General features: G+C 26.9%; 8 protein-coding genes and 1 pseudogene. 2 read left to right on the forward strand and 7 right to left on the reverse strand.

Going from position 1 to position 16800, the window contains the following annotated elements; all coding sequences use genetic code 11:
- Positions 1 to 96 precede the first annotated feature (96 nt).
- Both Q0138_RS05825 and Q0138_RS05830 read right to left on the reverse strand, forming a co-directional pair.
- Positions 97 to 1218: a CDP-glycerol glycerophosphotransferase family protein gene (locus tag Q0138_RS05825; RefSeq protein ID WP_297981989.1), complete on the reverse strand. Its 1122-nt coding sequence runs from the start codon at positions 1216 to 1218 to the stop codon at positions 97 to 99.
- A gap of 211 nt (positions 1219 to 1429) precedes the next feature.
- Positions 1430 to 5392, reverse strand: a complete 3963-nt coding sequence (locus Q0138_RS05830; RefSeq protein WP_297981991.1) for a CDP-glycerol glycerophosphotransferase family protein — start codon at positions 5390 to 5392, stop codon at positions 1430 to 1432.
- A gap of 390 nt (positions 5393 to 5782) precedes the next feature.
- Between Q0138_RS05830 and Q0138_RS05835 the strand changes: the two genes are divergently transcribed.
- Both Q0138_RS05835 and Q0138_RS05840 read left to right on the forward strand, forming a co-directional pair.
- Entirely contained in the window at positions 5783 to 6328 is a 546-nt protein-coding gene (locus Q0138_RS05835) for a hypothetical protein (protein WP_297981993.1), read from the forward strand.
- A gap of 484 nt (positions 6329 to 6812) precedes the next feature.
- Positions 6813 to 7845, forward strand: a pseudogene (locus Q0138_RS05840) (IS5/IS1182 family transposase).
- A gap of 80 nt (positions 7846 to 7925) precedes the next feature.
- On the opposite strand, the gene Q0138_RS05845 reads toward Q0138_RS05840, so the two are convergent.
- The 5 genes from Q0138_RS05845 to galU all read right to left on the reverse strand — a co-directional run bounded on the left by Q0138_RS05845 (position 7926) and on the right by galU (position 16616).
- Entirely contained in the window at positions 7926 to 9149 is a 1224-nt protein-coding gene (locus tag Q0138_RS05845; RefSeq protein WP_297981995.1) for a nucleotide sugar dehydrogenase, read from the reverse strand.
- A gap of 385 nt (positions 9150 to 9534) precedes the next feature.
- Positions 9535 to 11004: a glycosyltransferase gene (locus tag Q0138_RS05850; RefSeq protein WP_297981997.1), complete on the reverse strand. Its 1470-nt coding sequence runs from the start codon at positions 11002 to 11004 to the stop codon at positions 9535 to 9537.
- A 15-nt stretch (positions 11005 to 11019) separates the two neighbouring features.
- Positions 11020 to 14511, reverse strand: a complete 3492-nt coding sequence (locus Q0138_RS05855) for a glycosyltransferase family 2 protein (protein ID WP_297981999.1) — start codon at positions 14509 to 14511, stop codon at positions 11020 to 11022.
- Positions 14511 to 15710, reverse strand: coding sequence for a glycosyltransferase family 2 protein (locus Q0138_RS05860; RefSeq protein WP_297982001.1), 1200 nt, complete (start codon positions 15708 to 15710; stop codon positions 14511 to 14513). Before Q0138_RS05860 ends, Q0138_RS05855 begins: the two co-directional genes overlap by 1 nt.
- Before the next feature lie 60 nt (positions 15711 to 15770).
- The gene (gene galU / locus Q0138_RS05865) at positions 15771 to 16616 is read right to left on the reverse strand and encodes a UTP--glucose-1-phosphate uridylyltransferase GalU (RefSeq protein ID WP_297982003.1); all 846 of its coding nucleotides are present in this window, start codon (positions 16614 to 16616) and stop codon (positions 15771 to 15773) included.
- Positions 16617 to 16800 lie beyond the last annotated feature (184 nt).

A 16800-nucleotide genomic window follows, 5' to 3' on the forward strand; every position in this document is an offset into this window, starting at 1 on the left:
ATAAGTAAAAATAAGTAAAAATAAGTAAAAATAAGTAAAAATAAGTAAAAATAAATAAAAATAAATAAAAAAATAGAAAAAATAAATTAAAATGACTTAATCCTCTAAGACATAATCCAAAATGCGTTTAGATGAATATTCATCAAAATAATCAAATTGGTAATTGGCAAAGACATGAAGATTCTCCATATTGAAGTCCTTATTTTTTATAGCCTCAAGCAATTCATCAGTATTCTGAACAATGGTTCCGGGAACATGTTTTTTATAATCAAAATAAAATCCTCTTTCATTATTCAAATAATTATCCAAATCATAGGCAAACAATATAATAGGCTTATTTAAAAGAGTGTATTCCACCATAACTGATGAATAATCTGTAATGAGAATATCTGATATTAGGAAAAGCTGTTGCTCATCCTTGAATTGGGTAAAATTTACAATATTATATTTTTCAGCCAATTCTTCAAGATCTATCTGATTGTCACTGTCACAAAACTTTTTGTAATTAGGATGTAACTTAATGCATAGAATATATTCATCCCCTAACTCATCAATAAACCTTTCAATGTCAAAATAAGCAAAAACATTATTGTATTTAGGCACTTCCCTAAATGTTGGAGCATATAAAACTATCTTTTTACCCTTAATATTTGGATAAACCTTTTCAAATTCCGCCTTTAGACTCCTTACATAATCCTTATCCAAATGCTCCTTTGAATAATAGTCATTTCTTGGAATGCCCAATGGAATAACCTTTGACTTGTCTATTGCAAAATTCCTTGCATAGATGTCTATAACGTTTTTACTGCTTACAAAAAGATTTGTTATCTTGTTTGAAAACTTTAGCATTACCTTCTTTTCATCTTCATTCAGGAGTTCATATCCGAATTTTTTAAAGACTCCTGTTCCATGCCATAACTGAATAAGTTTGGTTTTGCTGTTAAATCTCATGAATGCCAATGCAAAGAAGTTATCTGTTAAAAATACATATCTTGAACAGGCCAATTTACGAATGTTTGATATGGAAAAAACATCTTTAGGAACAAATACGCTTTCATATTCCTTTCCATCACTGGTTCTATAGTTTTTAAGCTCCTCTGAAACGTATTTTAGATTGCTTTCAAAGGAAGCGTTTCTGGTGGTAATGAATGCCACCCTATTCTTTTTCAATGGAAAAATCCTGCAAAGATTGAATATTAATCCATAAATTCTATGCAATAAATATATTTTAACAACTCCAAATATTCTAATTCAACAGCTAAATTATTTAAATTCATGTTTAATCATAAAATCAAGTTAATTGTTTTAACAGTTTATAAAAACTTTTAAAATAATATAAAAACTTTTTAAATAAATATAAAAGCTTTTAAAATAATAATAAAAATTTTAAAATTTATAAAAACTTTTAAAAATGATTCTTTAAAAAACCCTAATAATACTTGTCCATTTCCAAGATTGCCTTATAAACCCTCTTGGAATTGTTTCTGTCAGTAAACTTAAAGAATTCATCAACACGTTTTTTATACTTTTCATCCATCTTACAGCTTGAATCAACATAATCCTTAATCTCTTTAATCAATTCCTCATGATTGTCAATGACAGGCCCGAATCCCATTGATTCATAATCAAAGTAGCCATTTTCACTGTCAAAGTGATAGTCATTCTCATATTGATAATAAATAACAGGCTTTTTAATGTATGCAAAGTCAAAGGATACGGAAGAGAAGTCTGTTACAAGCAATGAGGAATGATTGAAAATATCCGCATATCTTCTTGATGTGAACTTGTCGGAATCTGAATTCAAGTCACTTAAATCAAATTCAACACGTGAATCCCTATCAAAAAGATTTATGTACTTGTTTAGATTAGGATGTGGCTTGAAAACCAGCCTGTAACCTGCCTTATCCAGACAGTCCAGAAGTTCCTTATCATTTATGAGACTGTTGAAAACATTGAAGAATCTTGTGGAGTGGAATTCTTCAGGGCCATTGTTGTGAAGGTGCCTTCTCCATGTCGGCATTATGACTATTTCATGCCTATCATCAAGAGCCTCAAGATAATCGAATCTTGGAAAACCTAAAACCTTTATTATGTCCTCATCATAACCATAGTAAGGCTCTAAAAATGATTCCCTTTCCTTATCTGACACTGTCAGAATAAATGAAAGGTTCTTGTCAAAGCGGTTTAACCAGTATGAAACATTATCCTTTGTAACCCCATGCTGAAGGAAAACTGTCTTAGACTTGACAAAACCTGCAAGATGTGGGAAATTGCCATAGAAAGGATAGATTAAGTTGTTGTCAGGATGGGATGAAACAATCACCTCTGCATATAATGAAAGAATCCTGTGCTTAAGTGACTTGTAAGCAATGACATTGCCGATTCCCTTTATGTACTTGTATTCTCCACTTTCCTTCTCACGAGCCAATAGCTTTCTAATCTTGGATTTTGTGGAACTTGCAATGTATTGATTTTCCAAGTGCCTTATATTGTTGAAATGGCTTGTGGACTGCTCCAAAGTAAAATACTTCCTGATTTTACGATTGTCAATTTCTGCAGTATCCCTTCTTACAAAGAACTTTTTGGAAATCCTATAGAGAATATAATTAATCAAATACGTAAACTTGTTTTCCCTTAAAAAGGCCATATAATCATAGTTCATAACTGTCCAAAGAAGATCCCTCTTTTGATAATAATCAGTTTCCTCATCCTTGCGCCTTAGATTAGGACCTTTAATTCTGGACTTGACATCAGTGCTTTTGATTTTCACCTTCACATCATCCACACGGTCATCAAGCCTGGAATCAAGATTTGCAAGAATCTCATTATACTTGGCATCCAACTTTCCATCAATGCTTTTGACAAATTGGGGCTTGCTGATTCTTTTGGATCGAATCCTAATGTAATCTGAAGATGAAGACTGGACCAATTCAGAATTATCATCTGAATTTAATTCAGTAAATGCATCTGAAACTGAATCATCAGAATCACGACTAAGACTTAAATTAGAATCAGAATCAACAGAATCACGACCAAGACTTAAATTAGAATCAGAATCAACAGAATTAAGATTAACACTTAAATTAGAATCTGAATCAACCATTAAATTAGAATTTGAATCAGCACTTAAATTAGAATCAGAATAATCATTTAAAGCAGAACCCTGACCCTTAAGAAAACTATTATGATTTTCCCTAAATGCATTATCAAAGTCAAGCAAGTCAGACTCATTAAAATCAGAATCTGGATTAAAGTCAAGTGAACCATTTTCAATAAACCTTACCCTTGTGTCAGCCTCCTCTTCCCTATTCCTAATATTCCTAATTGATCTGAAGAGGTCCTTGATTAAATCAATCAATCTAATCTCCTTTCCCTCGAAAAGCTCTGCCTTATATGGCTTTCTGGACTTTGAGAGGATGGATTCCTCTAAATCAAGGGTTCTGTTAAATTCCTCAAGGCTTAATTTATCAAATTCATTGACTGCCTTGAACAGCTGCAATCCATTGTCATCTGCAGCATATGGAAGATCTGAAAAGATCCAAATCCTTTTATTCCTATAGAAAGGATAATAGATAAAGTATAATATTCTTAAAACAAAACCTGTTCTCCAACCTTCTTTCCTATCTGCAAGAATGGAAACAAGGGTGAAAAACTCAAATTTCAATATCTTGAATATGCTTCTCTTTCTGATTGCAATATTGCTTCCATTGTCAATGAGAATATAATCCTTGGATATCTTGTAGCTTGAAATCCTTGAAAGGCCTGAAGTGTGATTGTAGTCAATTAGAAGGTCACCTGAAAAGCTTAAGTCATGATGGTTGAAGTAATCCGGAGAACCTTCATTAGGCACATCCATCTTCAAGTCACGGCATACCTCATTGAGATTTCTAAAGCTTGTCCTGAATGAGACAATAAGGTCATTTCTATAAATTGGAATCCTCACTTCAAAGTCATGGTTGTAGCCATAGTTGAAGTTAAGTGAAAGATTGTCCCTTTGAGGGTAATTCACCCTTTTAACCTTATAGATTTCCTCATTTGTATATTGGGAATTTTTGTCCTTCTCACTTAATACGGCATAGATTTCAAAGTCATTATGGAAAAAGCTTGTAATATGGCCTGAAACATAGAGTTCATTTGGATTTTTAAATTCAACAATGTCCAGATAGACCTTATTCAACTCCAGATAGTTTATGATGAATGAAAGCTCATTCTTTCCCATATATGGAATAAGATTGTTGTTTAGGGAGTCATAATAGCTGTCCTCAATTTGATTGAAACCAAAGGTCTTTCTGTCAAGATAGTTCCACTTGAAATACTTTATAAGAATTATGTGTGCCTTCAGTATTGATGGGATTGACCTCTGCTTGAAGATGGCCTTGTCCCCTATATAGAACAGTATTGAGATTATCTTATCATAAAGGACCATTATCTCATCGATTGAAAGAAGATGATTGATTTGCCTTATTTCCATAATCCATTGAAGGTCATACATCACAATATGCTGGATAAATTCAGGAACCTGACCATAGAGATCAAGTGAATCATTTATGATGCGAATCATATACTCGTCGATTCTTGTTGTAAAATAAGACTTGTGATTAGCTGAATCTGATATTAGGGAGGTGTTTTCACTTTCCTTTTTCCTGTAATAATATGTGCAATTGTTCAATAAACCTAAAAGAGGATTTCTAAGCAATATCTGATTGATGAGCAATGCATCCTCTGAAACTGAAAGATTTTCATTGAATACAACAGGAATATAATAATTCAGGCTTTTCCCCTTAATATAGGGTTCCATATCCGTTTCAAGTGCAGACTCATTGTGGATTTCGGAAATTGAAGGAATGTATGGAGACTTGATTCTGTTGAATTCACGGTTTTTGATAACTTCCCTTCTAAAGAAGGCTGAAGCTGAAGACAATTGGATAAATTCAGGAATTTCCAAAAGGTTTACAATGCCGCTGCTTTTAAACTTGTAGTTAAGCGGATGATCTCCACGTTTTGCACCTGCAAACTTGATAGGAATTGCAACCATGTCAACATACTGGTAATCGTCAAGGAATATGTCAACCCTTTCAAAGGTCTTCTTTGAGATATAATCATCACTGTCAAGGAAATTGATTATTTCCCCTTCAGCAAGTGAAAGGCCAATGTTTCTTGCATGTGCAGGACCACAGTTGATATTGTTTGAGACAAGTAGGACATTATCCGGAAAGGCTTCAATGTACTCCCGAACAATTGATTCAGTATTGTCACTGCTTCCATCATTTACAACAATAAGCTGGATATTTTCCTTAAAGTCCAGACTTTGATTGACAAGTGAATCAATAGCTTCCCTTATATACTCTCCAGAGTTATAAGCCGCCATCACAACAGAAAATCTAAATACCAACCCAATATCCCCTATTTTTTGATTAAACAAATAAGCAAATAAATATTTAATGATTAATGATTAATTATTAATGATTAATTTTTAATGATAATTATTAATGATTAATATTAATATAAATATTAACTAAGCTTAAGATTTATAATTAATTACAAATAACTGAATAAATTTAAAATTAGCATTGAATAATAAAAGGAAATTTTTATAAAATCATTATTCATTTTTCATTAAGTATATATCTATTTTTAAAAATATAAATAGATAACTTAAAAAAAGAAAAATAAAAAATTTAAAAACTTAAAAACATAAAGATATATATTTTAAATAACAAATTTAAAACTATAAAACTTTAAAAAAAATTTAATTTATTTTAAAAATTAACAGGTGAATCAAGTGGATAATTTAAAAAAGCTATATGCTTTACTTGCTGTATTAATTATTATTTATGTAAGCATTAACTTTTCATATAATGGATTAAATGTATTGCCTGTCTTTTCTGAGGATAATCTTAATATTGGAGGAAATACTGAAGAAATCATCACTATGCAAAACAGTGCTTTTACAAAATTAGAAGGTTTTACTAATGTAAGCGTAAATGAAAGTTCTGTTGATTTAATTGATAGTACTAAAGGCATAACAATACATGTATTCGAATTAGATAATTCTCAAAATTTAGAAAAGATAAAAAATGAGGAATTATCAAAAAATGAAGCCATAACATCCAATCAAACTTTAAATAAAAATGGAGTTACTGTATACTTCATATATGAAGAAGGTTCTGAAAATTATAATGCTAAAATATACTTTAATAAAAATGATCAAAATTATTTAATAAGTGGTAATAATATTAAATATGATGATAGTGATTACTTTATTAAGAGTTGTGAAAACATTATAAACACAATGAACTTACATAAAGAAGGATTCAGCAGATGGTAATAAACTAACTCCTTCTTTTTCTTTTTTTAAAATTATTTAAAAAATACATCTTTTGAATGTTTAAACAAGAATGTCAAAAAAAAATAGAAGAAAACATTAATTGGAAAAAATAAAAAAAATAAAAATAGTGGAATTAAAAAATTATTTGGACAAAATAAATTCAGCCAATTCTAAATCAAACTTATTAATCACTTTAAAATTACTTTTTTCACCTTCAAATAAATAAATGTTCCTATTTTTCATAAAATAAACACCAATAATTTCATGAACTTGCTCTTTTTCAGATTCTGTTAAACTATTTAGGGGTCTGAATTTTTTGGCGGAAAATTCCTATGAATTTTAATTATTTTTATTCATTCTCCTAATAATTTTTCTCTGTTTTAAAAGAATACATTAATATTTTTAGTAATTTAAAAAAAATAGTTCTTAAATATCGTTAAATTTAATTAATTTATACTTAATAAATGTATTAATAGTAATTAAAATGAAGTGTAGATTAAATTTAGATAAAAAAGACCCAAACTATAGTTTATTGAAAGACATATTAAAAATTATGGATTCTAAAGAATCTGAAAAATTTTAGCAACATATGAATTTAAAAATTTAAATAAAACAATATTTAAATTTAAAATCATATTTATAAGCAAGTTAACGATAACTTCATAATTAATGAACTTCAATCCAAAAAGGGACTCTGTAAATACTTTAATATTTCTGAAGTTTTGACTGTCGAAAGAAAAAAATTTCTCATAAAATGAACTATCAAAAACTCATTAAAAGCTTAAATAGAATATAAATTCAAGAAATATAGTAAAAAGGAAAGGAAAAAAGACTTTTATTGTGATGCAACTTCAGTAGATGTAGATATTATTTCACACCGAAATAAAAAGACTAAAGAACATCAGCAAAAATTAAATCTCAAAATGGAGTTTTTTAATCTAAAGGCTTTTATATTGGATTTAAAGCAACTGTTGTAATAAATTACGATTCATGAATCCCTTGTATTTTAATCCATTCTGAAACTCCAAATGATGAAAAACTTTTAAAAAAAAAATTTAGAAAACCCTCAAAAAGAGGAATAAATTAAAAAATGAGATATATTAGCCTTTAATAAAGGTTATTACAACTAAAAAAACTACCAAATGAGAATCAGCAAAATTAAAATTGTCCCTTTCATTTTCCAAAAAGAAAAATTTAACAAAACAAGACTTGATAATAGTTTAACTTATCCTTCAGCATATTTAACAAACATAAGAAAATATTAATAATAAAGACTTTTAATCGATTAAAAAAAAAAAGAATTATTAGAAAAATTTAGTTCATGGAAAAAATTCAAACCAGCTAGGGGGGGGAAATCAAAGATTTTTTTTCAAATTCTTAAAGCAAGGTTTGAATATAAAAGAAATCCATAAATATACACTAAAATCAGGCAAACAGAATATTTAAATGTATTTTTAGGAGCACTGATAGTATCACAAGGATTTAACTCAAAAACAGCCATACAACAATTATCCTAGAACAAATCGTCAAGCCCCTAAATAATTTTTAGAAAAAAATTAAAACAGTATTAAAACCAGTTAAAAGTTTTTTACATATTCTAATCTCTTCTAAACAAATCTCTGGTATATACCTTATCTATAACGTCACCAAGAATGTCTGCATCAAATCTATTTGCAAGAATGACATCACTTTCACTCTTGAAACATTCCAGATTATTTACCACTTTTGATTTGTAAAATTCGCTTCCATCATCCAAAGTTGGTTCATAGACAATTATAGAAATCCCTTCTGCTTTTATACGTTTCATAACATCTTGTATAGCTGATGCACGGAAATTATCACTATTACTTTTCATAGTAAGACGATATATGCCCACAGTATCCGGATTCCTTGAAATAATCTGATCTGCGATAAAATCCTTACGAACCATATTTGAATCAACTACAGCTTTTATCATAGTCTGTGGAACATCCTTATAATTTGCCAAAAGCTGTTTTGTATCCTTAGGCAAACAATATCCTCCATATCCAAATGAAGGGTTATTATAATGTCCGCCAATACGTGGATCCATACACACTCCATCTATTATCATCCGAGTATCTAATCCCTTGGTTTGAGCATAGGTATCAAGTTCATTAAAGTAACTTACCCTTACTGCAAGATAAGTATTGGCAAAAAGCTTAATAGCTTCAGATTCTGTTAAATGAGTTAATAATATAGGAATATCCTGTTTATCAGATCCTGATCTATTTTCTTCTTCTCTGGCACCTTCTAAAAGAAGATCTGCAAACATCTGCCCTTCCTCTTTCTGATCATCATCACATCCAACTACTATACGACTTGGATGAAGATTATCATAAAGTGCCTTTGATTCTCGAAGGAATTCTGGACTGAATATGATATTATTAACCCCATACTTTTCACGAACTGACTCAGTATATCCAACTGGTATTGTTGACTTTATAACCATTAGAACATCAGGATTAACTTTAAGAGTCCATTCTATAGCGTCCTCAACAGCAGATGTATCAAAGAAATGATTAACATCATCATAATTTGTTGGTGTGGCTATAATTATAAGATCAGCATTCTTGTAAGCAGATTCTTTATCTGTGGTTGTATAAAGATTCAATTTTCGCTTCCCCTCACGAGTCTCTTTAAAGAATCTTTCTATCTCATCATCTTGGATAGGGCTAATAAATTGATTTAGTTTTTCTGCTTTTGATTCTGTAGTTGTAATAGCTGTAACATCATGTTTTTGAGCAAGTAAAACAGCAAGTGAAAGTCCTACATATCCTACACCTGCAACTGTAATTTTCATTTTTATTTCTCCTACATACATATTCTAATTTTTTCTAACTTAAACACAAAATCTATGTGCAAATTTAAATTGAAAAGAATAGTATTATTTTTTTATACTATTATCTTTCTGTTTTTCATAATGAATAAAGATTACTCTTAATTACTCTTTTTTAATTTAATTATAATTTTAATTAAATGAATTTAAAAATAATGACAAAATAAATTTTTTATATGTGAAAAAATAATTTAGTAAAAAAAATTGATAACTCAAAAAAAAATAAAATGCAACAAAACCACTAGAAAATAAAAAAAATAATAAAAAAAGTAAGGAATTTATAATATTAAATAATTTTAACATTAAAATTTTCTAGTTAAATTACTCCTAATCTAAATAAAGTTCTAAATTAATATTTAAGAGAGTTTTTTAAATAAATATTTCTAGATAATAATTTGTTATTATAATTTGATAAGTGTTTATTTTCTTCCTGAAGCTTATTATATGAAATCAATAAATTTTTTAATTCAATATCTAATTTTTCGAATTTATTTTCTAATTCCTCATTATTTTCTAAAATTGTTAAATTGTTTTTTCTTAAAACTTTATTTTTTAATATCAAATCATTATTTAATTTATTTAAATGATCTTTCTCCAAAATAATTTTTTCTTTAAAAGAAGACAACTCATCAACCCTAGAAACCAAACTCTCATTCTCTGAAACCAAATCATCCCTCAAAGAAGACAACTCATCAATCTTAGTAATTAAATCTTCATTAAAAGAAGATAATTTTTCTATTTTTTCATTAGACGAAATTGATAAATCTTTAATATGTTCAATTTGACTATTCATATTTTTTAGGTTATATGACTCAAATAAATTTAATAGTTTGATACTTATATTATAATCAAAAAAATTTGTGGAGTTCAAAACCATATTGAAAATATTCTTATTTTTTTGACTTAAAACATTATAAAAATCTTTGGATATTCTTCCATAATCAGAAATACTTATATAATCTTCTTTAATTTTATTAAAAAATAGATTAGCATATTTAGATTCAACTTGATTTAATCTAAAATTAGTGCTACCTACTTTTTTATTACATAAATCATGCTTATATGTATCATAAAGATTAAATTCTTTAAAAATTTGAATAATCCTATTATTTACTTCAATAATGTCAATATATCTTTTATCTTTTGATGAAATAATGGAATCATTTCTCCGACATCTGTAATATAAATGTTTAGGATAGAAAAAAATTTTTTCTGATCTTAATAATAATTCATAAAATAATATTTCATCCTCAAAAATTATATCTTCAGGAAATTTAAAGTTATTATCTAAAAAAAACTTTGTATTATATAGTTTAGATGTAGGGGTAACTGCAAATTTAAAAATTAAATTACCTAATTCTTTAAAATTGAAAATATTATCTTTAACTTTTTCGTATATAATATCCATATTATAATATTCATTTTCATAAATCTCTTTAGTATTTTCATCATAGTTTATTAATCTATATACTACAAAATCAACAGATTTTTCAATTGCTACATCATATAATTCTTTTAGTGAGGTGGGTTTTAAAAAATCATCAGCATCTAAGAAAAATAAGTATTCTCCAGAAACATGTTTTATTGCATTATTTCTCGCATTTCCCGCACCTTTATTTTCTTGAGAATAAATTTTTATCCTAGAATCTGATGTAGAATAATGTTCTAAAATATCTAAAGAGTTATCTGTAGAACCATCATTAATACAAATTATCTCAATATCTTCCATAGTTTGATTAATTACACTATCCAAACATCTGCTAAGATATTTTTCAACATTAAAAACAGGAATAATAACTGAAATTTTAATTTTTGACATTATATCTCCCAAATATTATTTTTTAAAAGGTTTTTTAAATTTTCTTAATGATTCTGTACTTTTCCAAGCATCAGAATTTAATATTTCATCATATAAATTCCTATATTTCCAATATTCTTTTCTCAGATTATTATTTTCATCTTCTAATAATTGTTTTTTCGTTTTAAGTTCTCTAAAATCACCAATATTATTTTTTGAGATTATTTCATCTTTTTCTTCTAATAATAAATTATGTTTACTTTTTAGTTTTTCAACAGTAGCAAAATTTGATATTTTCATATATTCTTTATAAGAATTTGATTTCAATACTGATTGATATTTATATAAATTTTCCCAGATAGAATATCTATGTTTATCCAAATAAACAAATTTCATATCACGATAATTTAATTTATTAAATTCCTCTTTAGTTTTAGTGAAATATTTTTCAGCAAATGAATAATCCAATCCCAAATATTCTGATTTTGAACCATAATAATTTGCATAATCTAATACTTTAGAATTATTTTTATATAAATCTCTTTCTTTATGATTATTATAAGTATGACTTCCAATAAATCTGACTACATCCAAATAGGAAGTGATTAGATTAATTTTATAAATATCAAAATTTGTTTTAAAAGTTTCATAAAGGTTATTTTCTTTTAAAAATTCCTCAACATTATCACATATATCAAAAACGGTAAATACTTTAGAATCAACTTGATTTAAATATAAATTCAAAGCACCATATTTTCTTGGATTTATATACTCGAACAAAAATTTAGGTATATAAGATAATTTTACTGAATTTAAAATTGTCTTTATATGGAATGAAGACTCACATTCTACAACATTTTCCAAAAATTTTAAATCAAGAGTGATGAATTCTTTTTTATAGAATTTATATAAATTATCAAATGAAGAATTGAAAATTAATTTGGAAATAGCATCATAATTAAAAGAATGATAATTATAATTTACATTTGTAAATATCTTATCAAAGTTGATTTCTTCAGAATTTAAAGACATTGGACGATTACATAAAACCATTTCAGAACCATTCATAGTCATATTTTCAAGGAAAATTTTCAATGCATTTTCTTTGAGTATTGCATTTGGTTTAAAGAAATAAATATAATCTCCTCTTGATTCACTTAATCCCAAATTATTTGCATATCCAATATCTTTATAATTGGAATATAAAATTTTTATACGAGAATCTTTAGATGATAAATTTTCCATTAAATATAAAGAGTCATCAGAAGAATCCATATTGATTAATATAATTTCTATATCTTCAATAGATTGATTTAATATACTATTTACTGATTTTAAGATAGTTGAATCATCATCAGAAAATGGAATAATCACAGATATTATGGGATTACCATTTAAATGCTCTTTAAATTCATTTAATCCCATATATTTTAAATAAAGATGATTTTGTAATCTTTTTAAGAAATTTGGATGGTCTTTAAAGATTTCTTGTATGCACTCTAATGCCATTTTTGAATTTTCTAAATCTAATCTGCCAATAAATAAGAAAATCTTATGGAAATATTCATTTTGACGTCGAGAAAATCTATTGTCTTCAAAATAATCAAAAACCATTTTATAGTGTAATAACTGATCATATAACTTTCTATAATTACTAGCTTTAGCAACATCACTATTATAAACATAAGCATATAAATCAGTTGCAACAGCAAAGATTTTATCTACTTTAACTAAAATTTCAGCTAAGAATACAGGATCTTGACCTCTTAATAAATCTGGGAAAAAGATTTCATTAGATATTAAGAAATCTCTCTTAAAAATATTTTTATAAAAAGACCAAGGAATTCCATATGCTTCGGGTAAAATTACATCATCAACAGTATAATAATGGAAAGGTCCAAAAGGTTTAAAATCGCCTTCTTTATCTACATCATGCTTGATATTTGCAGTAACCATATTAGCATTATTACTAAAAGCAACATCATACATTTTTTCAAGTGCATCGTTATCCATAAAGAAATCATCAGCATCTAAAAATGCTATATATTCTCCTTTTGCCTCTTGAATACCAAAATTTCTGGCTTTTCCAGAACCTGAATTTTTTTGATTTAAAACTGTGACAAAATCATAATTATTTTGATAATCTTTTAAAATTTCTAAGGAATTATCTGTAGAACCATCATTAATAAAAACAATTTCAATACTATCTAATGTTTGTTCAAGAATACTATTAACAGACCTTTTCAAGAATTTTTCACCATTGAAAACAGGCATGATTACTGAAATCTTATATTCATGAGAAAAATTTTCTTTTTCATTTAACTTTAAACCATCCGTAGTAAAATCTTCAGGAACTAAATTAATAAATTTTGGTTCAACCACATTTTTATATTTTATTAAATTTTCTTTAGAATTTAATTTCTTTTCTAATTGAGATTTCTGATAATTAGTTTCATTATATTGTGTTCTAAAATAAGTTAACTGAGAATGTAAAAACTCATTTTCTTCTACTAATTTATTATAATCCTCATTTGAAGTATTCAATTTTCCTTCAAAACGTGACATAAATAACGGAGAAGCATATTTAAAATATAACTTTTGAAAATTAAATTTCATATGAGTTTTGACAATATCTTCATCAACTTTCATTACAACATTATGAATATTTTCACATACATCATAAGATAAATCTTTATCTGAATTACCATTGTTCTCCAATATTATTTCTATATATCTAAATAAGCGATTATAAAACGAAACTAAAATATCGTTATTTTTACATCCATATTTCTCTAAAATATCAAACATTTCCAATACTCGTTTCATAGGAATATTATAATCATTTAAGCTATTAGATGAGGAATTAGGGTTAGATTCTCGATAAAAATAAAAAGCATCATCAGTATAAATTATACTTCTCGCACAGATAGCTGTTTCATAGAAGAATGGGTTATCAACCCATCCACCACCAGGTTCCTCCATAAATTTAATATTGAATTTATCTAAAAAAGATTTTTTATATATTCCAGCCCAAATTGAAGGATGCCCTTCTAAAAATTTCACTTCATCTTCTAATGTAAAGGATTCATTTCTTGAAATGTTTGATTTAAAAATATCTTTTTTAAATATTGGATTATTACTGTCTGCATCATTGAAATGGTAAAAATTACCTTTTATAATATCAATTTGGGAATCTTCAGATAAATTATATAAACTTTCAAACATATTGATATCTATATAATCATCTGTTTCCACAATGGAAATATATTCTCCATTAGCCTCATTTAGACCTAAATTAACCTGATATCCATAACTTTTTTTATCCGATTTAAGTAATTTTATTCTAGAATCCTTCTTAACAAATTTTTCTAGAATTTCTAAAGTCCCATCAGTAGATCCTGCATCAATACATATTATTTCTAAATCGTGAAGAGTTTGGTTAATTACACTATTAAGACATTCCTCAATATAATTTCCAACATTTAATGAAGGCATAATTACAGATACAATTGGATTTTTTAAACTCATTACTCATCACCTATATTAGAATTTTTTAAAATTTTACCTATTTTAAGACTATTTGAAGATAATAAATCATTATCAACATTTTTTAAATTTACTATAACCTTTTTTAAATGATTATTTTTCTCAGTTAATGAATTAATATCATTTTTTAAATTATTCAATTCCTTATCAGAAATTTTATCAGAGGAATTAATATAACTTGATAAATCATAATTTTTTACTAATAAATCAAGTTCCTCAGAATTATTAGAAGTTAGAATAGAATCTAAAAGAAATTTATTTCTAGGAATTAAAATTGTTTGTAAATATTGATAAAATTCTTCTGTATATACCCAATTAATGAAATTTTTTTGTAATTCATCAAAAAATTTATCTTTAAATTCTGGTTTAATTTGTGTAAAACGTAAAAATGATAAGGAAATTTTTCTATTATATAATCTTACTTTAAATAAATCAGATAAAACCCCATATTTTTCAAAAACATCAATAATCATAGTATTTATTGCTATTGAATCAGTAAAACGAATATCTCCCGCCATAGTAGATGAATTCTCATACCAACGCCTATAAAATAGATGTTCTTTTAAAAAATAAATACTATTAGCAGAAATCAAAACTTCCCAAAAGAATATATTATCTTCAAAAATTAGACCTTCCGGAAACTTAATGCCGGAATTTACAATAAATTCTCTATTATATAATTTTGTCCAGGGAGTAACCGCTATCTTCAATGCTAAGTCCCCTAAATCTTTAAATGAAAAAATTGAGTCGCCTACAAAATTTGCAACTTCATTCATACTGTAATTTTCTGCTTCATAAAATCTGTCATTTGCATCATCATAATTAATTGCCTGAAATAAAACAAAATCAACTTTCTTCTCTTCAGCCACCTTATATGTTTTTTCTAAAGCATCTAATTTTAATTTATCATCAGAATCCATTAAAAATAAATATTTCCCTTTAGCATAGTTCATACCTACATTAGTTGCAACAGCATGACCCCCATTTTCCTGATTGATAACAGTAATACGACTATCTTTTTTAGCATATGATAATAATATATTTAATGAATTATCTTTTGAACCGTCATTAACACAAATAATCTCTATATCATCTAAAGTTTGATTAACAATACTGTCCAAACATTCTTCCAAATAATCTTCAACATTATATATAGGTATTACAACAGAAACTTTTACCATAAATTCACCTAGAAATTTTATCTAACAATCCACAATTGAAAATTTAATTTTCTTTAGTTCTTACAAAACTTCACTATTTATAAAGTCTAAAATATCATCTTTCGCATTTTCATCTTCCATAGCAAATTTTAAAGAAGTTTTTAGCCAATCAATCCTATTTCCGATATCATAAGACTCTCCAACAAAGACTTTTGCATATACTTCATCAAGTTTTGCTAAAGCATCTGTTAACTGTATTTCTCCACCATAACCAGGTTGAACATTTTCGATATGGTCAAAGATATCTGGAGTTAAGAAATACCTCCCCATAATAGCTAAATTACTTGGAGCCACTTTAAGAGGTGGTTTTTCTATTAATTGATCGATTTTATAAACATTATCTTCAACTATTGTTCCTCCAATAATACCATAACGCTCTACTTTTTCATCAGGAACTTCCTCTACTGCAATAGCAGACTTACCATACTTTTCATAAACATCTATAAGTTGTTTTGTACAAGGGTTTTCACCTTTTGTAATTGTATCACCTAACATAACAACAAAAGGTTCATCCTGAATATGCTTTTTAGCACAGTATATCGCATCCCCCAGACCTAATTGCTTTTTTTGCCTAATAAAATGAATATCTGCCAAGTCTGAAATGTCCTTTACCTCTTGTAAAAAATGTTCCTTATTATTTCTTTTTAAATGATGTTCTAATTCAAAAGACCTATCAAAATGATCTTCAATTGAGCGTTTTCCTTTTCCTGTAACAATTAATATATCATCTACACCAGACTCAACTGCTTCCTCAACTACATACTGAATTGTAGGTTTATCATAAACCGGTAACATCTCTTTTGCCTGTGCCTTAGTAGCTGGCAAGAATCTTGTACCTAAACCTGCTGCTGGAATAACCGCCTTCATAAAAATTCCCCATTAGTTAATTACATTAATACTATATTATATTAATGTATATTATATTATTCATCATATAAATAATATACTAAAATATTAAAATTTTAATAATAAAAATTAAGATATATTAAAAAAATTTTTGTTTTAAAAAAAAATGAAAACATTGAAAAAGAAGATTAAATAAAAAAAAACT

Origin of the sequence: uncultured Methanobrevibacter sp. (assembly GCF_937906425.1) — an archaeon.
Classification (GTDB): domain Archaea; phylum Methanobacteriota; class Methanobacteria; order Methanobacteriales; family Methanobacteriaceae; genus Methanobrevibacter.

Excerpts from the sequence above, each read along its gene's own strand:
- Q0138_RS05845 (WP_297981995.1), bottom strand. The coding sequence starts at position 9,149 with ATGAAAATTACAGTTGCAGGTGTAGGATATGTAGGACTTTCACTTGCT.
- Q0138_RS05850 (WP_297981997.1), bottom strand. The coding sequence starts at position 11,004 with ATGTCAAAAATTAAAATTTCAGTTATTATTCCTGTTTTTAATGTTGAA.
- Q0138_RS05855 (WP_297981999.1), bottom strand. The coding sequence starts at position 14,511 with ATGAGTTTAAAAAATCCAATTGTATCTGTAATTATGCCTTCATTAAAT.
- Q0138_RS05860 (WP_297982001.1), bottom strand. The coding sequence starts at position 15,710 with ATGGTAAAAGTTTCTGTTGTAATACCTATATATAATGTTGAAGATTAT.
- galU (WP_297982003.1), bottom strand. The coding sequence starts at position 16,616 with ATGAAGGCGGTTATTCCAGCAGCAGGTTTAGGTACAAGATTCTTGCCA.